Origin of the sequence: Microbulbifer sp. TB1203, assembly GCF_030997045.1 — a bacterium.
GTDB lineage: Bacteria > Pseudomonadota > Gammaproteobacteria > Pseudomonadales > Cellvibrionaceae > Microbulbifer.
Genome location: NZ_CP116899.1, coordinates 2,077,546 through 2,101,830, shown reverse-complemented (window position 1 = coordinate 2,101,830; position 24,285 = coordinate 2,077,546). Strand labels below are relative to the sequence as shown.

The window sequence follows — 24,285 nt, the reverse complement described above, 5'->3', positions numbered from 1 at the left end:
CGGCTGTTGGCTCAGGAACCCAGAAAGTATGAGCAACACGATGTATGCGCCCGGCATGCGGGTGGAAGTGCGGGACGCTGAATGGCGTATCAAGCGAGTCGACCACAGCTCCGATGGCGGCTACATCCTCACCTGTGAAGGCCTGTCTGAACTGGTGCAGGGGCGCGAGGCCCTGTTTCTGTCCGAGCTGGACAAGCCGCGCATTCTGGACCCAAGGGAAACCCTGCTGGTCGACGACACCTCTGGCAACTTCGGCGGCAGCCTGCTGTACCTGGATTCCCTGCTCAGAAAGACCGCACCTTCCGATCAGCGCCTGCACCTGGGCCACCGCGCCGCCATCGACCAGCTCGACTACCAGCTGCAGCCAGCCCTGCAAGCCCTGCGGCAGCCCCGCCAGCGTATCCTGATCGCCGATGCCGTGGGTCTGGGCAAGACCCTGGAAGCGGGCATTCTCACCAGCGAACTGATCGCCCGTGGTCGCGGCAAACGCATTCTGGTGCTGGCCGTGAAATCCATGCTCACCCAGTTCCAGCAGGAATTCTGGAACCGTTTCACCATTCCCCTGGTGCGCCTGGACTCCACCGGCCTGCAGCGGGTGCGCAATCGCATCCCGGCCAACCACAACCCGTTCCACTACTTCGATCGTGCCATCATCTCCATCGATACCCTCAAGCAGGATATCGAATACCGGCACTACCTGGAGCAGGCCTACTGGGACATCATCATCATCGATGAAGCCCACAATGTGGCTGAGCGCAGCTCCAACTCCCAGCGGTCACGGCTGGCCAAGCTGCTGGCCACCCGCTCCGACACCCTTATCATGCTGTCGGCCACTCCCCATGACGGCAAGGCAGAGAGCTTTGCCAGCCTGGTCAACATGCTGGACCCAACCGCCATCGCCAACCCGGCGGACTACGCGGAGGGGGACTTCCGGGACAAAGGCCTGGTGATCCGGCGTTTCAAGAAGGACGTGCGCGACCAACTGCAGGGCAGCTTCCCGGAACGGGAAATCGAGGTGGCGAAGACTCAAGCCACCCAGTTGGAAGATGCCGCCTACGACCGGCTGATGGAGGTCAGCTTCCATACATTGGACGGCCGCGACAGTGGGGCAGGGCAACTCTTCCGCACCTCCCTGGAAAAGGCTTTGTTTTCCAGCCCGGCGGCCTGCCTGTCCTTCGTTCGCAACCGTATTGCCCGGCTGCAAAAGCAGCTGGAGAGAACCCGTGACGACGAGCGCGCAACCCTCCTGATCGAGGATATCGATGCCCTCCAGGGGCTGGAACTGGCCCTCAAGGCCATTACCCCGGACCAGTTCAGCAAGTACCAGCTGCTGAAAGATCAGATCACCAACGTCATGGGCTGGAAGCCCAGCAAGCCGGAAGACCGGCTGGTGATCTTCACCGAAAGCATTGCCACACTGGAGTTTCTGGCCGAGCAGCTGCACAAAGACTTGGAGCTAAAAAAGGGCCAGCTTGCCGTGCTGCGCGGCGACATGCGCGACCGCGACCTCATGGACACCGTGGAGCAGTTCAACCGCAGGGAAAGCCCCATCCGGATCATGGTCTGCTCCGATGTGGCCTCCGAAGGTATCAACCTGCACCATCTCAGCCACCGGATGATCCACTTCGATATTCCCTGGTCGCTGATGGTGTTCCAGCAGCGCAATGGCCGTATCGACCGTTACGGCCAGACCGAACAGCCGCAAATCCGCTACCTGCTCACCGAGAGCAGCCACCCCAAAATCCGGGGCGACCAGCGCATCCTTGAGGTGCTGATCGAAAAGGACAACCAGGCCGGCAAGAACATCGGCGACCCTTCCGAATTCCTCGGTCTATACGACCAGCAGGCCGAAGAAGAGGCCGTGGCCGGCGCCATGGAGCAGGATGACAGTGACGACGCCTGGGCCCTGTTTGAGTCCCTGATGGACGGCACCGCCAAAGACAGCGAAGCGCCCCTGGACAAGTTTATTCCGGACCCGGTACAGACCGGCGGCGAGTCCCTCGGCGCCCTGCAGCGGGTATTTCCCAACGGCCTCGAATACGCCCGTGCCGCCCTGCGCTGGTTCGCCGAGCGGGGCGAAAAGCTGGATGCGACCATCGCGGATAACGTCTTCGAGATCACCGCCCCCAGGGACCTGCAGCCGAGGCTGAACTATCTGCCCCGCGAGTGCCGGCCCGAGCACGACCGCTTTGCGCTCACCACCGACAAGTCCGCCATCGACAACGAAATCCGGCGTACCCGCCAGGAAGAGGGCGCCCTCTGGCCCCAGCTGCACTTCCTCTGGCCCGTTCACCCGGTCATGGAGTGGCTGTCAGACCGCGCTCTGAACGCCTTTGGCCGCCATACCGCGCCGGTGCTGCGGCTGCCGGGCAAACTGGCCGAAAACGAGCACATCGTGCTGATCCACGGCGGCTTTCCCAACCGCCGGGGGCATGTGCTGATTCAGGACTGGGTGGGGGTGCATATCCGCGATGGTGCCATCGCCGGTGATTTCGATTGGGCCACCCTGCAGGAACGATTCGAACTCTATCCGGGCAAGTTGCCCAACCCGGGGTATACCGGCGATACCGGCCCGCTACAGTCCCTGCTGCCCCTGGCCGTGGAGGAGGCCGGCACGCGCCTCAAGCGCCTCAAGGCGTCGTTTGAATCCGAGCGCCGAGCCAGCCTGGAGGAACAGCAGCAGCGCCTGGCTGCCCTCAAGGATAAACACCAAACCCAGCTGCACCTGGAGCTGGAGCGCTCCGGGCAACACGAAAGTCTCAAAGCCCGCACCCGCGAAGAGCGCCAGCGGCATATCGACCGCCTGTTCCAGGATTATCAGGATTGGCTGGACAATACCCAGAGCACAGAAGACCAGCCCTACATTCAGGTAGCGGCAGTGCTTACCGGACAACAGGGAAAGGAGAACGCCTGATGCCACGCTTCCTGCATACCGCTGACTGGCAGATCGGCCGGCAATACGGCCGCTTCGCCGAAGAAGACGCTGCCGTCCTGTCTGATGCCCGATTCAAAACCGTGGAGCGGCTGGCAGAGCTGGCTGTTGCCGAAAAGGTGGACGCCGTCCTTGTGGCCGGTGACGTTTTCGATACGCAAACGGTCAGCGACCGAACCCTGCACCGTACTTTCCAGTGTATGTCGGGGTTTGCCGGCCCCTGGATTCTCATTCCCGGCAATCACGATGCCGCTCTGGCGGAAAGCATCTGGACACGGGCCAGCCGAATCAATGCCATCCCGGAGAATGTGCATGTTCTGTTGGCCCCTGAGACGGCAGTTTTCGAGGCAGCCGGCTTTGCCATCCTGCCCGCTCCGCTGACCCAACGGCAGACCCATCAGGACCTCACCGATTGGTTTGATCATGCCGAAACACCGGCAGGGCTGGTGCGTATCGGTCTGGCCCACGGCAGTGTTGAAGGGCAGTTGGCCGATGTCGTGGACTCCCCCAACCCCATCGCTGAAAACCGGGCCACTAGTGCCCGGTTGGACTATTTGGCCCTGGGTGACTGGCACGGCTGCAAACAGATCAACGCCCGCACCTGGTACAGCGGCACCCCGGAGCAGGAGCGGTTCAAGGACAATGGGGCCGGTCAGGCGCTTATCGTAGACATCCCGGAGCCCGGGGCCGAGCCTCAGGTCCAGGCTCACGTCATCGGCCAATATCCCTGGCACAGCCTGCACCATACCCTTGCCGTCGAGTCAGACCTGGATGAACTGCTTGCCGCGCTGGATGCATTGCCGGCTGATTCCGTGGTGGATCTCACCATCGACGGCCAGTTGGACTTGGCAGGTCACCAGCGCCTGCGCCAGGCCCTGGCCGCCGCCGAAGGCCGCCACCGCAGCCTGCAATATCACCTGTCCGGACTGGACCTGCAGCCCACCGAAGAAGACATCGCCGCCCTGCATGCCGATGGGTATGTGGGCGACGTCATCAGCGATCTGCGAGATCTGCAGGCCGCGCCGGGCGATGACCAGCAGACCGCCCGCGATGCGCTCGCCATCCTCGCAGGGTTCCTGCAGACCCAAACCAGGCAGGAGGAAGCACAATGAAACTCACTCGTCTGCGCATCGAGCAGGTCAGGCAATTCCGGCAAGCGTTGGAAATCACCGAACTGGAGCCGGGTATCAATCTCTTTGTCGGCCCCAATGAATCCGGCAAAAGCACCATGGTGCACGCCATTCGAGCGGCCTTCTTTGAAAAGCACAAATCCAGCAGTGTCGATGATCTGCAGCCCTGGGGGGACTCTTCCGCCAGACCGGAAATTGAGCTGGCTTTCCAGTGGCAGGGCAGTGGCTGGACTCTTAATAAGCGTTTTCTCAAAAACAAACGCTGCGATCTGCACATCGACCACCAACACCTCAGTGGCGATGAAGCGGAAGAGCGCCTGGCGGAGCTGCTGGGGTACAGCTTTGCCGGGCGCGGGGCCAGCAAACCGGAACACTGGGGAATTCCGGGCCTGTTGTGGGTGCAGCAGGGTGACGTCCAGGAAATCCATAACTCGGTCAGCTACGCCGGCGACTACTTGCAAACCGCCCTTGGCCGCAGCCTGGGTGAAATCGCCAGCAGCAGCGGCGATGCTCTTATCGGCCAGGTGGAAAAGGCGCGTGGCCAACTGCTCACCAACACCGGCCGGGAAACCGGTGAATACAAAGCGCTTATCGCCCAGTGTGATAAAAAAGACGCGGAATTGGCTGAGCTGAGACAGAAAATCACCCAATACCGTGAGCAGGTAGATCACCTTGGCAACCTGCGCAAACAGCAGCAGGACATCGATGCCCCCCGTCCCTGGCAGGCCCAACGCCAGCAAGCCGAAAAGGCCGGCGAGCAACTGGCGGAAGTTAAACGCTGGCAGGCCGAACAAGAACGGGAAGAACAGGCGTTGCGGCAATGCCGGCAGGAACAGGCATTGCATCGCCAGCAGTTGCGGGATTTTCAGAACCAGGCCAACCAACTGGCCGAACGGGAAAAGGACAAACAGGCGACGGCCGAGGCCCTGGAAGACATAGGTGCCCGCGGGCCTCGCCTGCAGGCGCAATTGAAACAGGCAAAGCAGCAATACGATGCAGCGGTTGCTTTGTACCAGCAGGCCAGGCAGCAGTCCGCCCGGCAGGCCCTGCAAAAAGAATATGACCAGCGCATTGAAAACCTGAAACAGCAACAAGACACCCTGCAACAGGCTCGCGATTGCCAGGCCGAGCTGCAGAAAAGCCGCGAGAAGTACCAGGCTATCGCCCTGGACAAAGATAGCCTGGCCAGACTGCGGCAAGTGGAGCAACAGCTGAACGAGCTGCGTATCCGGCAACAGACCCTGGCAACCCGCCTGCACTATGCCCTGGAAAACGGCCAGACCATCACTGTCGGCCAGAACACCGTCAGCGGTACCGGCGAAGCCCTGCTTTTGGAAACCACCAATATTGCCATCCCCGGTATCGGTAGCCTGCGCTTGGAGCCAGGCGGTACCGATGTGGCGGAACTGCGGCGGCAACAACAGGAGTTGGAAAGTGATCGGCAAAGCCTGTTGCAGCAACTGGACATCCCCAGCCTGGAAGACGGAGAAAAACGGGCTGAAGACAGCCAGATGCTGAATCGGCAGATCGACCACCTGCAACTGCGCCTGGACAGTCTGGCCCCCAAAGGCGTGGATGCCCTGTCTGCCCAGGTGACTCTGCTGGAACAGCAACGGGATGCCCATGCGGAAAAACTCAAGGACATGCCGGAGCACAACCCGGACCTGCCGGATGAAGCCGCCGCAGAATCAGAACGTGACCGGGCCCATGAAAACCTCAAGGCCATTGAGCAAGCCCATACCGAACACAAAAGGGAGCTGGGCCTGGCGGAGCAGGCGCAGGCAACTGCCCTGCGCGAATGGCAGCTACTCAATGACCAGCTCCAGGCCCCGGATCGTAAAGCGCGCGAGCAGCGCGCCAATGACGCCCTGGCCGATTTGAACGCCGAGGCGGCTAAATTGCAGCGCAACCTGGAAGAGCGGCAGCAACAGATCGACGAGGCCAACCCCGATATTCTCCAGCAGGACGTGGAGCGCTTTACCCGCTCAGCCGACGCCATGGAGAAAGCCGCCGGTGAACGCAGCAGGTCCATAGAGCGCCTGGAAGTGGAACTCGACGCCCTGGGGGCCCAGGGCCTGGAGGAGAAATATGCCGCCCTGCGACAGGAAACCGAGCGCCTGCAGCGCCGCCGTGATGAACTGGCCCGCCATGCCCGTGCCCTGGACCTGCTGCTCAACCTGTTGCGCGACAAACGCCAGGCCCTCACCCGGCAATTGCAGGCGCCCCTGCAAAAACACCTGAATCACTACCTGAAACTGTTGTTCCCCGGTGCCAGCCTCAGCGTGGACGAAAATCTCATCCCTACCAGCCTCACCCGCACGGTAAATGGCGGTGGGGAAGAGCGAGGTGAAGTCACTGCCCTCAGCTACGGAGCGCGGGAACAAATGGGGCTGATCAGCCGCCTCGCCTATGCAGACCTGCTTCACGAAGCCGGCAAGCCCACCCTGGTTATGCTGGATGACGCCCTGGTGCACAGCGACGCCAACCGCTTGGTGCAGATGAAACGGATCTTGTTCGATGCCGCCCAGCGTCACCAGATCCTGTTGTTCTCCTGCCACCTGGAAAACTGGCAGGACCTGGGTGTCAGCCCCCGCGATATGCAAGCACTCAAGGTAAACGCTGCATGAACCATATCGGCCTGATCAACGAAAACGAATTCTACTCGGACCACTACCTGTCCGAGATCTTTGCCGGTGATGTAAAAGACGTACTGGCCGCCTGGCAGCAGCGCGAGGATGAATCCCGGGCACTGGCCAAGAGCAAAGGCGAAAAGCCGGCCCAGTACAGCGGCTACCGCACCCCCCACGCGCTGCTGTCCGGTATCGGCCGCGAATTGCTGCAGCGGCTGGAAGACAGCGAGCGGTTGCGTCAGCCCCAGGAGCGGCTCACTGCCGTGCGCAGCCTCTGCCGTCGCCTGCTGGAGGTTTTGGAACTCCCTTGCCAGCCCCGCTCCCATACCTGTGAAGACGGCACCGAGCTGCCCTTGATTGGGGCACTGAACAACGCCGATGGCACACCGCTACTGTGGATTCTGGAAGCCTTACCTGCCCAGCAGGAAGAGCAAGATATTGATCCGCTCACCTGCACCCTGCAGCCGGAACAGGTCGAGCTGGAGACCGCCCTCCGCAGAAACGGCGCCCGGCCAGACTGGCAGAAACTGCTCAGCACCCAGATATTCAGCCTGCCGCAACCCCCGCGCTGGGTCCTGCTGGTCTCCCCGCGCCAGTGGCTGCTCCTGGACCGCAGCAAATTCGCCCAGCACCGCCTGCTGCGTTTCGACTGGGTGGAACTGCTCAGCCGCCGCGAAACCGATACCCTCAAAGCCGTCAGCGTACTGCTGCACAGGGATTCCCTGCTGGACCACCAGGGCCAGGCCCTGCTCGACACCCTGGACGAAAACGCCCACAAGCACGCCTACGGCGTCTCCGAAGACCTGAAATACGCCCTGCGCGAATGTATCGAACTGCTGGGCAACGAAGCGGCCCGGCAACTGGAAGCCCGCGCCCAGCAGCAGAAGAAAAGTATCTACGCCGGCCGCGAGGCCCTGGACCCGGCGGAACTCAGCCTGGAAGCCCTGCGCTATATGTACCGGCTGCTGTTTCTCTTCTATATCGAGGCCCGGCCCGAGCTGGGCTACGCCCCGGTCAGCAGTGAAACCTACCTGCGCGGCTACTCCCTGGAACACCTGCGCGAGCTGGAGCTGATCCCACTCACCAGCGATGCCGAGCGCAACGGCCGCTATTTCAACGACAGCCTCAGGATGCTGTTCCGCCTGGTCAACGACGGCTACGAACCCAGGCAGGACATGCTGGCCGCCCACAGCCGCCAATCCGGCCGCGACGCCTTCACCATCCAGGCCCTGAAAAGCCACCTGTTCGATCCGGACCGCACCCGCCTGCTGAACAGGGTGGTCTTCCCCAACCACCTGCTGCAGCGCGTTATCCAACTGATGAGCCTCAGCCGCCCGGCCAAAGGCAAAAAGCGCAGGGGGCGCATCTCCTATGCCCAACTGGGCATCAACCAGTTGGGCGCCGTGTACGAGGCCCTGCTTAGCTACCGGGGCTTTTTTGCCAGGGAAGATCTCTACGAGGTGAAGCCGGCAAAAGACAAGTGGGACCCGCTGGGCACCGGCTATTTCGTCAATGCCGAAGCCCTGTCCGAATACGAGGGCGACGAGAAGGTCACCACCAGGGACGAGGCCTCCGGCAAAAACAAACTGCTGATGCACCCCAAGGGCAGCTTTATCTACCGGCTGGCGGGCCGCGACCGGCAGAAGTCCGCCTCCTACTACACGCCGGAAGTACTCACCCAGTCACTGGTGAAATACGCCCTCAAGGAAGTCTGGAAAGAACAGCTGGACCCACTGCCGGACGATGCCGCCCGGGCCGAGCGCCTGTTGCAGCTCAACGTCTGCGAGCCCGCCATGGGCAGCGCGGCCTTCCTGAATGAGGCCATCAACCAACTGGCGGACAAATACCTGCAACTGGTGCAGTCCGCCCGCGGTGAACGCATCTCCCAGCAGGACTACGCCCGCGAAAAGCAGAAAGTGAAAATGTACCTCGCCGACAACAATGTATTCGGCGTGGACCTGAACCCGGTGGCGGTGGAACTGGCCGAGGTATCGCTGTGGCTCAACGCCCTGAGCGCCGACCGCTTTGTGCCCTGGTTCGGCCTGCAACTGCACAACGGCAACTCCCTGATCGGCGCCCGCCGCGAGGCATTCAAAAAGGAACAGCTGGCCCACAGCAAAGACGGCAGCTGGCTCAAGAGCGCGCCCCTGCGTCTGCCTCTGAAAGTGAAGCAAGGGGAAGAAGCGGATCTGGCCGGCCATATCTGGCACTTCCTGCTGCCCGACAGCGGCATGGCCAACTACACGGATAAAGACGTCAAAGCCCTGTACAAGGAACAGATCAAACGCATTGCCGACTGGCGCAAGCAGTTCACCAAACCCTTTGCCAGGGACGATATCGCCCGCCTGGAAGTGCTGAGCCAACGCGTGGATGAACTCTGGCGCGAGCACGCCGCCAGCCAGGCCCGCCTGCGCCTGCGCACCACCGATCCCTATGCCATTCTCGGCCACGTCGCCAGCGGCGAGGCCAGCTCGCTTTCCTTCAAGGACCAGGTGCTGGACCAGGAACTGCTGGCCAGCCAGATGGAAAGCGCCGGCAGTTACCGCCGCCTGAAACTGGCCATGGACTACTGGTGTGCCCTCTGGTTTTGGCCCATCGATCAGGCCGGGCAACTGCCCAGCCGCGAACAGTGGCTGCAGGAGCTGGAAAACCTGCTGCTGGCGGATGTAGTGGATACCCGCCGCGTCAACGAACAGGTCACCCTGTTTGAGGCGGCGCCCGGCGACAACCCGGAGCAGGGCAGGCGCTTTACCAATAAGTACGGCGCCATCAACCTCAAGGCCCTGTTCAGCGCCTTCCCGCGCCTGCAGGCCGCCAATGCCATTGCCGAACAGCGCAAGTTCTTCCACTGGGAACTGACCTTCGCCGATATCTTCCAGCGCAACGGTGGCTTCGACCTGATTCTGGGGAACCCGCCCTGGCTCAAGGTGGAGTGGAGCAGCGGTGATGTGTTGGGTGATGCTGAGCCGCTGTTTGTCATTCGTAAAATGACCGCGCCGCAATTGGTCAAGTTGCGGGAGGAGACCTTTGAGCGGCTGCCGGGGCTCAAGCGGCAGTGGATCGGGGAGTACGAGGAGTCGGAAGGGGCGCAGAATTTTCTGAATGCGCAGGTGAACTATCCCTCGCTACGCGGTGTACAGACCAATCTCTATAAATGCTTCCTGCCCCGGGCCTGGGCCAATGGCAGCAACAGGGGTGTCAGCGGTTTTCTGCATCCGGAAGGGGTCTATGACGATCCCAAGGGCGGTGGATTCCGGCGTGCCCTGTATCCGCGCTTGCGGGCGCATTTTCAGTTTATCAATGAAACCAAGCTCTTTGCCGAGGTCCACAACCAAACACTGTTTAGCATTAATGTGCATGGCCCGAAAAATGAGGTTGGATTTTTTCACGTATCCAATCTGTTTATACCGCAAACGCTGGATGTCTCTTTCAATCACAACGGTGATGGTGAAGTTCCGGGCATTAAAGAAGAACTGGAACTTCCCGATGGCCGCATCAAGGTCAAATGGTGCTTCGAAGGGCACCAGGATCGTGTGCTGACGGTTTCGGAAACCGAACTAGGGCTCTTTGCGCGCTTGTACGATGAAGCGGGCACCGATGCACTGGAAGCCCGCCTGCCCGCCCTGCATGCCCGGCAGTTGATTGCGGTACTGGAAAAGTTCGCCGCCCAGCCGCGCCGGCTGGGGGACCTGAAGGGCGAATATCTGTCACTGGAAATGTGGCACGAAACCAATGCTCAGAACGATGGCACTATCAAACGGGAAACTCGCTTCCCGGAGAACCCGGAACAGTGGGTGCTGTCCGGCCCCCATTTCTTTGTCGGTAACCCCTTCTACAACACCCCGCGCGCCATCTGTAACAGCAACAAGGCCTACGATAGCCTCGACCTGACCACTCTACCGGACGACTACCTGCCGCGCACCAATTATGTGCCCGCCTGCGATGCCGATACCTACCGCGCCCGCACCCCCACCGTCCCCTGGACCGAAGCAGGCGAAAGCGGGCCCAAACGGGTGACGGAGTATTATCGGTTTATTAGTCGCGAAATGCTTAGTCAATCAGGAGAGCGGACGCTAGCCGGAACACTGATTCCAAAAGGCCCTGGGAATATTCATACATGTATCCAGCAGGTTTTCGCTCGGAACGAAGATCTGATTGAATTTTTCATTACAGCCATCTCGCTGCCAGTTGACTTCCAAGTTAAAAGCACAGGGGCAGGTCACGCTAATAAAAGCGTTATTGCAAAATTTCCGATTATCGAGTTTGCTGATGAAATTAAGGTTAGAGCTGTAGTCCGTGCTCTCTCTTTAGTATCTGTAATAAACCACTACGCCGACCTCTGGCAATCCAACTACCAACCCAAATTCCGCCAACAACGCTGGTCCATCCCCACCGACAGCGACCACCCCGGCGCCCAAGCCTTGCCACAACGCTTCTTCAGCGAACTCACCCAAGACTGGCAGCGCGACTGCGCCCTGCGCTCCGACTACGCCCGCCGCCAGGCCCTGCTGGAAATCGACGTGCTGGTGGCCCAGGCCCTGGATCTGACCCTGGATGAGCTGCTTACCATCTACCGGGTACAGTTCCCGGTAATGCGCCAGTACGAAGCCGACACCTGGTACGACCAGAATGGCCGCATCGTCTTTACCCCCAGCAAGGGCCTGGTGGGCGTCGGCCTGCCGCGCAAGGCCAGAAAATCCGACCTGAGAGACGGCATCCACTACGCCATCCACGCCGGCGGCCGTAGCGAACAGGGCATCGCCCTGGGCTGGGAGGAGATCAAAGACCTGCCATCCGGCACCGTCAGCAAAACCTTTATGGACGACACCCTGCCCGGTGGCCCCACCGAGCGCACCATCGTCTTTGAGGCGCCGTTCTTCAAACCGGACAGAGACCAGGACTATCGCCTCGCCTGGATATTTTTTGAGGAACAGGAAGGGCGCGCGGGCAGCGTCGAGGCCCGCCTGGCAGAGGCACTGGGTACCGAATAAGAACGAATATTGGGGGATATTGTGACCGAAATTAACTTTTTTGAGTTGTTAATACCGGATTTTTTCGCCGCACTCACTTTGAACAGTGCCGGCATTGCGGCCTGGTTCTGTATGGCTATAGTGCTGGTGCTGGTGATATCCGTACTGGCGGTAATCAGGCATTTTTGGCGCTACCGGCGCCGCATGCGCACGCTGCACCGGCTCCTGGATGGGCAAAGCAGGGAGCAGTTGGCCTTCAAGCGCCGCGAAACCCGAGAGAGTGCAAAGGAGTGGGACCCGAAAGAGGTCGGCCCCTTATGGCAGGAATTTGATGAAACCCTGGTTTTGTCCCCTGACAGTGAACAGCTGTTCAATACTTACGACGCCAGCCACTTTTTCAATAACCAGACACTGGCCTCCGGTTTAACGGGAAGTCGCCTTCTGGCCGCCGCCCCCAGCTTTCTGGTGGCCATTGGCGTACTGGGGACTTTCGTTGGTCTGACGGTGGGGCTTAACAGCCTTAATCTCGATAGCCGCTCCGACATCGACACCTTGCGTAATGGTATCGATGGCCTGATTGCCGGGGCTGCGATGGCCTTTATGACGTCGGTGTGGGGTGTTGCCGCCAGCTTGATACTGAACCTCTTTGAGAAGTTCACCGAGCGCCAAGCGATCAAGGGCATCGTCGCAATCCAGCATAGGGTGGATTTTCTCTACCCCCGTATTCCTGCAGAACAATCCCTGGTAGCGATTGCCGAGCACAGCCAGCACAGCCGTGAAGCCCTGCAGGAATTGCATGAACGCATCGGTGACCGCCTGCAGGAGGCCGTTCAGGGCATGAGCGATTCCATGCAGGAGGCGCTGACCAATACCTTGAACAGCATCATGGGGCCAGCCATAGATTCCCTGGTTAACCATAGCCAGGATCAGTCCACAACGGCACTGGAGTCACTGGTAACCCGCTTTATGAAAGGTATGGGCGAAGCGGGTCGCAGCCAGAGCGCGATGATGGACCAGGCCGCTGCGCGCATGGAGCAATCCGTGGGAGAGATGAGCGGCAAACTGGCGAACCTCACCGAGCACCTGGAGGAACAGCAACAGCGGCAGCGTGAAGCCACCGACGAACAGCTGCAAGTACTCGACCAGCAGGTTCAGCGTATGGCAATGGTCAGCAATGAGAATCAGCAAGCCATGGTGGAACAGTTCCAGGGCATGCTTGCAAAGCTCACTGAGGAAAGCGGTGCCATCCAGCGCTTGGCCCAGGAAAGAGAGAATGCGCGTAACGAGCAGCTCAGCGGCCACGTACAGGCAATCTCGGAATCACAGTCGGCGTTACTGGAGGGGTTGAGCCGTTCGGTGACGGAAACCCAGCAGCAATCCAGCCAGATGGCGGAACAGCACGAGGTGCTCATGAGCAAGCTGGAAGTCATCAGTGCAGCTATGGACAGCAGCAGCCAGCATATGGACAGCACTGCCAACCAGCTCGGCCTGCTGGGCACCAAGGTGGAGTCCGCCAATCGCGTGCTGGGTGATCGAATTGATGGTCTCGCCCAGCGTCTGGCGGAAACTTCTGAGCATAACCAGCGGATCGCACAGCAGTTCCAGGAACAGTTGGGCGCACTGACGCAGCTTCAACAGCAGATGTCCGATGCGGTGGCGGCATATCGCGACGCCGCCCATATGACTACCCAAGGGTTCAGCGAGCTGGAGCGACATCAAAAAAGCTGGCTCGAATCGGTGCGCGACGAGTTCACCCGTCTAGGGCATGGGTTGGCGCAGCAGGTCACCGGCGTGGAGGAGCAGGCATCCAAGTGGCTGGATGCTTATGCCGCGCAGGTAAATCAGCAGGTTACAGAGCGCATGCAGGAATGGAACAACCAGTCTGTTAAATACGCCACGGAGATGAGCCGCCTCTGCGACTCGCTCTCCAGTGTGCTGGATGAGTTGGAGGCACGCGTCGCATGAGGCTGGGGCAGAAGTCACTCAAAGCGGCAGTGGATGAAGAGAATCCCTATTGGATGTCCTTTTCGGACATTATGTCGGGCTTGTTGGTGATCTTTATTCTGGCCTCAGTGATTTTGATTCTTCAGTTGATGCTAAAACAGCAGGAATTCGACGAGGAAGTCGAGCTGTTGAAGAGGGCTGAGAAAGTCCGGGAGACTATCCTTGTTCAGGCCGCCGATGAATTGCAACGCAGGGGGATCAGAGTCCAACTGAATGAAAACAAAACCCTGCTGCGCATTCCAAACTACCTGCTGGGGTTTGATTCCGGGTCCGACGAGATCAAGCCGGAGTACCGGGATACTGCCTACCAGATTGGCGATGTGCTGCAATCGCTGATTGCCGTCGACGATCGCGCCGATTACCTGGATACCGTGTTTGTGGAAGGCCATACAGACTCACGGCCCTTCCAGCGTCGCTCATGCGGGGAAAAGGGCAACTGGTGCCTGTCGTCCTTTCGGGCAATCTCGCTATGGCTGTTCTGGGATTCCGCACTGCCTGAGGGGCAGCGCCTGAGCGATATGTCCAATAAAACTGGCGACCCGCTCTTCTCGGTGAGTGGCTACGCTGCTTCGCGGCCGGTAGTGGAAGACGAGGTTAGCGAAGAGGATCTCAGTCGCAATCGACGCATCGATATCCGCTTTACTATTCGTAGGCCCGGCAGCGAGGAGTACGAAGCGGTGCGTGACAGTGTGAGGGAGGTGCGCTGATGCGTCTTCCGGCCACACCACCACTGGATTTCAGTTGGCCCGCCGAGTTCGGCAGCCGATGGCAGCGCCTGGCTTCCCAAGCGGCGGAAAAGGCCGGTAGTGCCGGAGAGGGTGATTTTTTTCAAAGGGTTAAGCAAGAGTTACTGCAGAAGTTGGCGCAACGGGATTTCCAGGGCCTTGCGGAGACCCTGAATTCGCGCTCCGGCGCGCGTGCCTGCACGCGCCTGTGGCTGGAGAATGAATCTTTTCGAAAGGCGCTGTGCAGGCCGAAAGCGCTGGAACTTCTGGCCAAGGCACACCAGCCTCGACTGTCCCGGCTCACCTTGTCCAATTTGTGCGAGCTTTATCTGGTTGAGTATGATCACCTGCCCGGGGATGTTCGTGACGTGTTGTCTCAGATCATTACCCGGCAGTGTGAACTTATCCCTGCACGAGAGGATCAGGACTCCGGCAATATCTGGCAGGTGGCTAGGCGCTATCCATGGCTTTTCAGTGATAGCGGACCCCGCAAGCTCGTAGAATCCGTTATCGACACAGGTAGGGAGTTGGAGGAGACGCTCAGGCGCTTGGGGTTGGCTGCCTATGTCGGCGGTCGCTATGGCGAAGTGTGTCGCGCACTGTATTACCTCAATGTACTCCGAGAGCTGCCCTATGGGGCAACTGATCCGGTTATGGATGAGCTGCTCAAGGCTTCAGTGCACGATGCCCCTTATCAGGGGGATGAGCTCATCGGCCACGCGGTCCTGCAGATCATTATCGATCGTGTCGACAGCGAGGTGCCCGAGCCTTGGCGGAACTTTGTCCTGAATATCGCCGGTGATCCCAGGGTTGCCAGTGCCTCTGCAAGCTACCGCAAGTGGTGGCAAGCCCTGGGGGCTACGCGCACCGAGAAAGTGCGCGGGTGGTTGTCCAAGCTCGATCTGCGGCTGTTTCTACAGGCGGTGGAGCAGTTTGGTATCCAAATGGGCAAAGACGACCTGCAACGCATGTACCCCGCCCGCAAACGGTTTCTGGAAGGCCTGCTGAATGAGAAGTTGATCCGCAACACCCGTCTGATGCTTGGCTGGCAGGCGGAGCGAGTCATCAAGAGCATTCTGGGCGAGGACAGTGGCGTCAGCTATGCGCTTCTAGAAGGCGGCGGCCTCAATGATAAGGCAATTATTTATATCGACTGCGGTCACTTTTTCCTGCTGGAAGGCTCGCATAACTTCAAGTTGTGGATTTATCTAGCAAAGCCAGACGAGCTGCTGACAAATTACAACAAGACAAGTTTTAACCATTCGGATCTGACGCGTGTTGTTCCTGGAAAATACCAACGGGAATACCCCGGATTGCCGCATGTCGGTATTCAGCACAGTGGAACTTGGCAGCGCCGGGTGTTTGAGTTTCTGGGTGACAATGGTATTGGCCTGGATATCGAGAAATTCATGTTGCCAGGCGAGTACAGTGATTATATTCAGAGTTACGGAATCCCCTTCGTTGATTCCGGTGGTGGTAGAAACAGGAGGCGCTCTTGAGTTTACGTAGCTTGTTGGAAAGTATTCTCGGTAGAGCCTCCCGCCCTGAAGACCAAAGGGCTGCCTTCTCCTCCTATGCCGACCAGAGCGGGCTCTATTTTAGGCTCGACCCTGCTCTGGGTAGTGCTCTGGCGACGGGTGATGGGCCCGCTCTGGCCAGAATCCAATACATCACGCTGATGATGTTGCAGGAGCAGGGTATTGCGGAGAAACTTCCCGACACCTTTTTTCTCCTGTCAGAGGCAGTAGCCGGCCTCGACGACGATGCGGCGGAGATACTGCAACTTCCTCCGCTGTTCAATGGACGCTTTAACGCCGATATCAGTGGGCGTACCGGCCACAGCAGTTTTCGTGTGCGGCTTGCCGCCCAACTCGATAATACTTCCGTTCCCTACTGTATCCGCGGGCCATTCATTGAGTTGAGCGATAGCGAATCGTATCGCCTTACACCGGCGATGCTCTATGCGTTCAAGGCGCACCAGGCCCATGAAGCCTTACAGCCTGAAGAACGCAGCGAGGAAGAAAACCTGAAGCTGGCCGCAGCCTTGCAGACTGCTCAACGCAGTGGCATGCCGGTAGGTCTGGCCCACTTTGATAAGCTCGAAGTCCACAACACGGAATCAGTCAGTGTGACCGCACGGCAGAACCCGGACGGCAGTTTGACACTTTTCCCCAGCTTTGGTGATGGCTCTACCCAGAAAGAGCTGGAAAGTCGCTGGAACCAGCTTGACCTCACTGAAGACAAAACCGGCGTGATGCGGATAGGCAACCGCATAGTGGTACTGGAACCAGAGCGTATCCAGGCGGTGCGGGAAGTGCTGCACAATCGCAGCATTCCCCGTGATCAGGTGCAGGAGTTTGTCCGCTCACCCTCCGCCTTCCTTGATGCAGCGCTGGTTGATCTGGATCTCGGCTTTTCTGTTCGCGTAGAAGGGGTGGGCCGGTTTGTTCACATGGAATTTGAAAGCGGTGGCGACTACAGGGCCGACTGGTTCCAGTGGGATGCCGTCGAGCAAATCGTCGAAGTAGTCAGCGATCTCGTGCAGTCACAGGAAGACGGGGAGGAACTCAAGCGAAGAGTGGAAGAGGCCCACGGGCAGGGGGCTGACAGTGTTCATTTCCGTGGCGTAACTATCGACGTGACTGACCGTGACGCGGTCATCCATGCTATAGATAATCATCTGAAATCTCTTGCCAACCCTGAAGATGCCGCTTCAGCAGAAACCATTGAAACCCCACGGGATGGGGAGGAGCCCAGCCGGGAGCGCCTGGTGGTGCTGCTCAAGGAAGCTGATGAAATCAACGCTCGCTTGCTCGCCCAGGCTGAGCAGGCCTGTAACGCGCAGGCCCACGATTGCGAGTGGAAGGCCCTGCACCGCGAGCCCTACCCCCACCAGCGGGAGGGCACCGCATGGATAACCGCCCTGCTGAAAGAGGCGCTCGGCGGCCAAGCGGATGACCTGTATCGCTTGCAAGGTGCCCTGCTGGCGGATGACATGGGGCTGGGCAAGACTTTTATGACGCTTGTTGCCTCGAACGAATATTACCGGATGCAGCGTGAGCGCAAGGGCAAGGAGCGGCCAACACTGGTGGTCGCGCCCTTGTCGTTGCTGGAAAATTGGCGCGACGAAGTGGAGCTCACCTTCAAGCAATCGCCCTTCAAGGACGTTGTGATACTGCAGTCCGGCGCCGACCTGAACAAGTTCCGTATCAAGGGGGTTGCACGGGAATCACAAGAGGTAGCGGAAGATGGAATGGAAGCCGGCCAGGTCGACCCAAGTGCCATACGTTACGCGCTGCATATTGGGCCGGAGGCCGGAGCCAAACGCCTGGACCAGGAGCGCCGCCTGATTCTCACCACCTACCAGGTGTTGCGGGACTATCAGTTCTCACTGTGTAGTATCGAGTGGGGAATGGTGGTATTCGATGAAGCACAGAACATCAAGAATCCCAATACCCTGCAGACCCGTTCCGCTAAGGGGCTGCGAGCGGATTTCAAGCTTCTGGCAACCGGAACCCCCGTGGAAAATTCCCTTGGCGACTTCTGGTGCCTGATGGACACCGCTCAGCCAGGGTTGCTCGGTAACTGGCCTTATTTTCGGGAACGCTGGGTTAAGCCGATCCAGCAGGCTTCTCCGGAGGAGCGTACCCAGGCTCGTATAGAGTATGGGCGCTCGTTGCGCGACGCAGTGGGGCCTTTCATGCTGCGGCGCGTCAAGGAAGACCAACTCCGGGGGCTGCCTGACAAGACGATTCTTTCAGGTGTGTCAGGCAGTGAACCCGATTCTCTACGTTTCGATCCGTCACTAGCCGCCGAGATGCGTGGCCGGCAACTTCAGGCCTATAACGCTGCAATTGATAAGCATCGAAAAGAGATGCTTGAGGGCGACGGCAGAGCGATCGCCCTCGCTACGCTGGCCACCATGCGTAGAGTTTCACAACATCCGCGTCTTCACAATGAATCTGCGCTGTACGCTGAGGATCTGGCAGCAGTAAGAGGCGTAATGGGAGAAAGTGGAAAGCTCGAAACTTTGCTACGCACCCTGGACGCAATCCAGGCCAGGGGCGAGAAGGTGATCCTGTTCATGATCACCAAAAAATTACAGTGCCTGCTTAAATACTGGCTGGATACGCTCTACGGCCTGGATATTTCCATTATCAATGGCGATACTGCTGCGGTTCCCAAAAAATCCGATGTATTGTCGCGTAAACAGCTGATTTCCCGTTTCGAGGAACAGCCAGGTTTCAATATACTTATCATGTCTCCTGTCGCCGCCGGAGTCGGCCTCACAGTGGTGGGTGCCAATCACGTTGTTCACCTGGAGCGACATTGGAACCCCGCCAAAGAAGCGCAGGCCAGCGATCGTGTATACCGAATCGGTCAGGAACGCGATGTATTTGTGTACCTGCCCGCGCTCCTGCATCCGAAATTTGACTCCTTTGATGTGCACCTCGATCGATTATTGCGAGGCAAAATTGATCTCAAGGATGCGGTGGTTACCACGGATGTGGTCAGTGAGCAGCAGATGGCCAGTTCCCTCGGGTTGGTGGATTAACGTGAAATGCATGATTGAGAAGGGGAAGTAAACCATGCTGCCAAGTCTTGTCAGTGCAGAACTACAGGACGAGATTCACCGCTTTCTGCACAGCGCTTTGCCCGTCGCCACTCCCTGGTTTCTGCGAACCGCCAGCGGTGAGGATCCCCCAAGGAAAAGGGGACCAAGGAAAAGCGCAAGGAAAAGGGGACGGATCTATTTATGATACGAAGTTCGTCCTTTGAGGGCGCCGCCATGGGTTCTCTCTCGGTAGCGAAAGTTGAACACAGAAGCGAAGAAAGTATTTGGCTTTTGGTGTGAATATTGTTGTTGGCCCTTGCCATAGGTAAGATCCAGATCACTCAAAAAAACAACCCCTACAAAGGAGAAGTCGCAGCCATGCACGAGCAGTCACCGACACCGGGCACCCCTTTGCTAAAAAGCGCGGAGAAAATGGCAGAAGAAGCCATTGACGATGTCTTGAGGTCTACAGCACCGGTACGGATCGTCGAAGATCCCTATTCGGAGACTGATATGGGTTACCTTGTCGTTACTCTCAACCCATGCAGGCCTCTTATCCGCGAGGTCCCGAAAGGCAGCCAGGTTCCCACAAAACTTTGGTCGATGCCAAAGAGGCGGCCAGGCAGGCCGTTCAGGGCGCAATCGCGGAAGCGAATACTTCCTTGCAAGAAATCCGTCAACTTGGAATAGATGATATAGGTTTTATTTCCCTATGAAAGAGCAAATCGAAAACCTTGAGAAGTCATACGAGCCTGTAGGCCAAGTTTGATTTCGGCAGTTATCCTGGGGCAGGTAGCTCTTGCCCCAGGAAAACTGCTGTAATGCATCGACTAGAATTCCAGCCTTGCAATATGCATGTTTGTTTTTATCCGTGCGCTTTTATTCCCGAGGTTGTTTCCGGATTTAAACGTAAAGCCCCTCGGGTCCGTCTGAACTGATGTGGCTCCGCCAGATTTCAGTGCTTCGTGGAGGTCTTTCTGGGGGATTTTGTGATTGATGTTGGCGCTGTAAACGTGAATATTTATGTCGTGATTGATGCCAAAGTGCCGACATGCCTCTCTGATTGCCTCTGTTGTAGATCTGTATAAGTCTTTATTTAAGCGGACTATAAAGTCAAAGTCGTCATATTTTGGCTCGTCTTCTGTATTCAGGTTTTTAATATAGATGTTGCTTAGAATTTCCCGAGCCGTCACTTGATAGAATGTAGTCGCGATGTTTACGGCTTCAATGATGTGTTGAGGGTTTGTTCCATCTACGCCAAATACCCAAATATCACTGTCAATCAGGGCGGCTTCTTTGATGGTCGTTTTTAGGCGGGGGTAAAATGGCGATATGCCAACGGCATATTTGGCCTTCCATACCGATAGGGAGTCGAAGGCGGTTCTTAAAGTATACTGGCGTTCTTCTGTGCCGTTTAAAATCAGGGTTGCATCTGTTTTGTATTTCTCAGCCTGGCTTCCTTCGGCTAATGTCATTGCTCCCTTTGACACGGTTAGTCCTCCAGTGAAAGTTCAGATATAAAGCAGCCCAGCTCAATGTTTCCAGTTAACTTCGATTTTTCTAGAGATTCATTGGTTTCGAAGTCCTCATCTTCTTCGCTGTCCCAGATTTTACTTTCGTGGTCGACAGCGCTGGTTACTTCCACTACGGTCATGAAGTCTTCTTCAAGTGCGGCAGTTAGTTTGGCGATCGCCTCTTCTTTGGAATCTTCGGGAACTACGGAGCGCCCAAAGTAATAATTGCTTCCATCCTGTGGTAGGGAGCTTTTGGGCAGTACTTGAACTTTGGTATCAATTATCCAGAAAGTCGGCATTTGGATATCCTCTGATCGCTTTTGACGCGATCTTAGCAGGAAGGGACAGATCGCTACAATTGTTAAAAATCGGGTCGGAGTGGATTGAAGAGTGCAGCTGTAAGTCGAAATTTCTAGATTATCTGGCGAGGCTTAGCATCATTGGTCAGGTTATTTTATATTCGCTTTACTTCCCAAGCTTTGGGGCTGGGGGTGGGCGCTTTTTTCGAGAGAGCCAGACGGGGTCACGCAACTAGACGGGGTCAAATCTAGCAACCAGACGGGGTCAACCAGACGGGGTCAAATCTCACAGACGGGGTCACACAGACGGGGTCAAATCTTGACATTTACACTTTGCGGGGTTGAGCAGCGAACCTATCGGGCTGGAGTCGATTGATTACAGAGGCATTTTAAGCAAATGAGATCCAGTTGTTACAACCCGCCGCTCACCCTCACCCCGGCCATCGTCACCCGGCTGGCGGAAATTGCCGAGGCCGTGGGTCGCGTGGCGGCGCGGCTGGAGTAGGCCGGTAGCTTGCGGTTGCGGCGAGTCAATCGCATTCGCACCATTCACGGTTCCTTGGTGATCGAGGGCGACCCTCAGCGAGGAGCAGATCACCGCCATTCTGGATGGCAGGCGGGTGCTGGCGCCACTGCGGGAGGTGCAGGAAGTACGCAATGCGCTGGCCGCTTATGATCAACTGCCCGGCTGGCAGCTGGTCGTAAGTAATGGTCTGCTGGCGGCGAACCGCCCCGCTGCTTCACCGGGAGGGGGCGGTTGCCTCGGCAGGGGAAAGCGATCTTGTTTTAAGTTAAGGCCCAATGTTAAAATAACGAGCTTGGCAATTTTAACTTCAGCACGGTATGGATCGGGATCTTCAGGGCAGGTATGTGACCATTTCGACGGTCGGGGAAAAGGCGCAGGCCTTTGTTCCCGCCCCTTTGCCACCGGCGCCGCCCATTGAGTGGAGCCCCGAACTGCGCGGCAAATTCGACCAGGCGCTTTTGGCGCTTGGGCGCCTGGACAGCATTTCGAGCCTGCTGCCGGACACATCACTTTTCCTGTATATGTACGTGCGCAAGGAGGCGGTTCTTTCTTCCATGATCGAGGGCACCCAGTCCTCGCTATCGGACCTTCTTCTCTTTGAGTTGAACGAGGAGCCCGGCGTCCCCCTGAACGATGTGCGGGAAGTCAGTCACTATGTGGCGGCACTGCATCACGGCCTGGCACTGCTGGAGGCGGGTCTCCCTATTTCGCTGAGGCTATTCCGGGAAGTGCATGGGGTACTGCTGAAGCAGGGCCGGGGAAGCCACCAAACCCCGGGAGAGTTCCGCCGAACGCAAAACTGGATTGGCGGTACCCGCCCCGGCAACGCCGCCTTCGTGCCGCCGCCACCCGGGGAGCTGCTGGATTGTATGAGCCAGTTGGAGGCTTTCCTTCACGACCAGCCCGTAGCCACGCCGGTGCTTTTGAAGGCCGCGTTGGCCCATGTGCAGTTCGAGACAATTCACCCGTTTCTCGATGGTAATGGCCGCCTGGGGCGTCTCCTGATAACCCTGCTGCTCTATGAGCAAAAAGTGATGCGAGAGCCGATGCTCTATCTGAGCCTCTATTTCAAAACGCATCGCCAGCAATACTATCACCTGCTCAACCAGGTCAGGTTGAGCGGAGATTGGGAAGCCTGGCTCGACTTTTTCGCGGAGGCTGTGACTGTCACGGCCAATCAGGCAGTAGATACGGCACGGCAGCTTATGGACCTGTCGCATCGGGATCGGGCGAGGATCGAAGGTCTGGGGCGCGCCGCTCCGGCTGCATCCAGGGTCCACAGGGCCCTTATGGAGCATCCGCTGGCTACTTCGGGGCGGCTTGTTGAGCAGACCGGTATGGTTCCGGCAACCGTCAACAAGGCGCTGGAACGCCTGCAGCACCTCGGAATCGTTGAGGAACTGACGGCGAAGAAGCGCAACCGGCTTTTCAGCTATGCCGCGTACATTGAGATCATGAGCCGGGGCACGGAACTGCCTGTGCGGTAGATAAGCACCGCCGGTGCGCGGAAACCCAGAAACAATAAGTCGGGGTAACTACTCTCCCCTCTCCCGCTTGCGGGGGAGGGGCCGGGGGAGGGGGCGCTAACCGGTTCCCCCTCTCCCTAACCCTCTCCCCCAAAGGGGGAGAGGGGACTATTGGGGCGAGTAGTTAACCGCGAACAGGACTATCACCGCGCCGGAGCGTTTCCCGAGGGCCGTGATGTGTAGTTCTGGCAACCCGTTGTTTGTAGTTATGGCTCAAGGTAGAATGTAGATATTGTTCTCTATCAGTTTAAAATAATTCCATATATATCAATAGGTTGATGGATATGTTTGTAGATATGGTGGTGAGGTTGTGGGATTTGATCTGAGGCTAGTCAGCCCTGATTTTGATTCTCCGCTGACCGATACGCTGATCGAGCTGAATCATCTGCGGCGGTTGCGCCTGGACGGCACCACGGCCCCCTGGATTTTTTTTCAGCTCAAGAACATCTTCCATATCCTGGAAAGCGTGGGCTCGGCCAGGATCGAGGGCAACCGCACGACGATTTCCGAATACATCGAGAAGAAGATAGAGAACAAGGAGCGTTCCAGTGAGCGCTTCTCGGAGATTTCCAATGTCGAAGCCGCCATGGACTTTATTGAGCAGAACATCCATGAAGGGGCGGATATTACCCATCATTTTGTCCGTGAGTTGCATCAACTGGTGGTCGATGACCTGGAGCGCGAGGGCGACAGAACGCCGGGCGCCTACCGGACCTGGAACGTGGAAATCAGCCAGGCCAAGCACGTTCCACCGGACCATCTTGCCGTGCAGCCTTTTATGGATGAACTGCTGGCGTTCATCAACACCAGGGGCGCCGATAAATACGATCTGCTGAAAACCGCTGTCGCCCATCACCGTTTTGCCTGGATTCACCCCTTCGGCAATGGCAATGGGCGGGTGGTGCGCCTGCTGACCTATGCCTTGCTGATCAAGTACGGCTTCAACGTCACGGAGGGCAAGATACTGAACCCGACGGCGGTGTTCTGTAATGACCGGGATATTTATTACCAACGGCTGGCCGAGGCGGATACCGGCACCGATGAAGCGATTCTCAACTGGTGCGACTATGTGCTCGGCGGCATCCTTGAAGAAGTGACCAAGGTCAACAAACTGCTGGATTTTGACTTTCTCTACAAAAAGATTCTGGTGCCCACCCTGAAGCTGGCCATCGAGCGGGGGTATATCAACAACGAGGAAGCCAGGGTGCTGAGTGTTGGTATCAAAAAGCAGCACTTCAAGGCGGGGGAGCTGGATGACGCGCTGAAAGGGCAGACACCCCGGCAGCGCACCCACCTGATCGTAAAAATGAAGGATGCCGGTTTTATCCGCCCGTTCAAGGAACATGGCCGGATTTATTGTGTGAGCTTTATGAATAACTTCCTGATGAGAAGCCTGATTCAGGTTCTGGAGAAAGAAGAGTTTATTCCGGCGATTAACCAATAACGTAACTACTCATCTCAACAGTCCCCTCTC

Annotated in this window: 12 protein-coding genes; 10 read left to right on the top strand and 2 right to left on the bottom strand. The window is 58.0% G+C overall.

Annotated elements, in window-relative coordinates; translation table 11 throughout:
• The first annotated feature begins 28 nt into the window (after nucleotides 1-28).
• From PP263_RS08885 to PP263_RS08850, 8 genes are read left to right on the top strand one after another with little or no spacing between them, the layout of a single operon-like run.
• Nucleotides 29-2,914: a DEAD/DEAH box helicase gene (locus PP263_RS08885; protein ID WP_308368042.1), complete on the top strand. Its 2,886-nt coding sequence runs from the start codon at nucleotides 29-31 to the stop codon at nucleotides 2,912-2,914.
• Nucleotides 2,914-4,044: a DNA repair exonuclease gene (locus PP263_RS08880; protein WP_308368040.1), complete on the top strand. Its 1,131-nt coding sequence runs from the start codon at nucleotides 2,914-2,916 to the stop codon at nucleotides 4,042-4,044. The genes PP263_RS08885 and PP263_RS08880 overlap by 1 nt, the downstream gene beginning before the upstream one ends.
• The gene (locus PP263_RS08875; protein WP_308368039.1) at nucleotides 4,041-6,689 is read left to right on the top strand and encodes an AAA family ATPase; all 2,649 of its coding nucleotides are present in this window, start codon (nucleotides 4,041-4,043) and stop codon (nucleotides 6,687-6,689) included. Before PP263_RS08880 ends, PP263_RS08875 begins: the two co-directional genes overlap by 4 nt.
• Nucleotides 6,686-11,683, top strand: a complete 4,998-nt coding sequence (locus tag PP263_RS08870; protein WP_308368038.1) for an Eco57I restriction-modification methylase domain-containing protein — start codon at nucleotides 6,686-6,688, stop codon at nucleotides 11,681-11,683. The genes PP263_RS08875 and PP263_RS08870 overlap by 4 nt, the downstream gene beginning before the upstream one ends.
• Before the next feature lie 21 nt (nucleotides 11,684-11,704).
• The gene (gene zorA / locus PP263_RS08865; RefSeq protein ID WP_308368037.1) at nucleotides 11,705-13,627 is read left to right on the top strand and encodes an anti-phage ZorAB system protein ZorA; all 1,923 of its coding nucleotides are present in this window, start codon (nucleotides 11,705-11,707) and stop codon (nucleotides 13,625-13,627) included.
• A complete protein-coding gene (locus tag PP263_RS08860; RefSeq protein ID WP_308368036.1) occupies nucleotides 13,624-14,373 on the top strand; it encodes an OmpA family protein in 750 nt (249 codons plus the stop codon). Before zorA ends, PP263_RS08860 begins: the two co-directional genes overlap by 4 nt.
• Nucleotides 14,373-15,890, top strand: a complete 1,518-nt coding sequence (locus PP263_RS08855) for an EH signature domain-containing protein (RefSeq protein WP_308368034.1) — start codon at nucleotides 14,373-14,375, stop codon at nucleotides 15,888-15,890. Before PP263_RS08860 ends, PP263_RS08855 begins: the two co-directional genes overlap by 1 nt.
• Nucleotides 15,887-18,946, top strand: a complete 3,060-nt coding sequence (locus tag PP263_RS08850; protein WP_308368033.1) for a DEAD/DEAH box helicase — start codon at nucleotides 15,887-15,889, stop codon at nucleotides 18,944-18,946. The genes PP263_RS08855 and PP263_RS08850 overlap by 4 nt, the downstream gene beginning before the upstream one ends.
• Nucleotides 18,947-19,776: 830 nt before the next feature.
• Here PP263_RS08850 and PP263_RS08845 read toward each other — a convergent pair.
• Together PP263_RS08845 and PP263_RS08840 are read right to left on the bottom strand one after the other, a co-directional pair.
• Nucleotides 19,777-20,436 (bottom strand): hypothetical protein, encoded by a 660-nt coding sequence (locus PP263_RS08845; protein WP_308368032.1) that lies wholly within the window; start codon nucleotides 20,434-20,436, stop codon nucleotides 19,777-19,779.
• A 2-nt stretch (nucleotides 20,437-20,438) separates the two neighbouring features.
• Entirely contained in the window at nucleotides 20,439-20,759 is a 321-nt protein-coding gene (locus tag PP263_RS08840; protein ID WP_308368031.1) for a hypothetical protein, read from the bottom strand.
• A gap of 843 nt (nucleotides 20,760-21,602) precedes the next feature.
• On the opposite strand from PP263_RS08840, the gene PP263_RS08835 reads away from it, so the two are divergent.
• Together PP263_RS08835 and PP263_RS08830 are read left to right on the top strand one after the other, a co-directional pair.
• Nucleotides 21,603-22,772, top strand: a complete 1,170-nt coding sequence (locus tag PP263_RS08835) for a Fic family protein (protein WP_308368030.1) — start codon at nucleotides 21,603-21,605, stop codon at nucleotides 22,770-22,772.
• Between the two features lie 349 nt (nucleotides 22,773-23,121).
• A complete protein-coding gene (locus tag PP263_RS08830; RefSeq protein ID WP_308368029.1) occupies nucleotides 23,122-24,255 on the top strand; it encodes a Fic family protein in 1,134 nt (377 codons plus the stop codon).
• Nucleotides 24,256-24,285 lie beyond the last annotated feature (30 nt).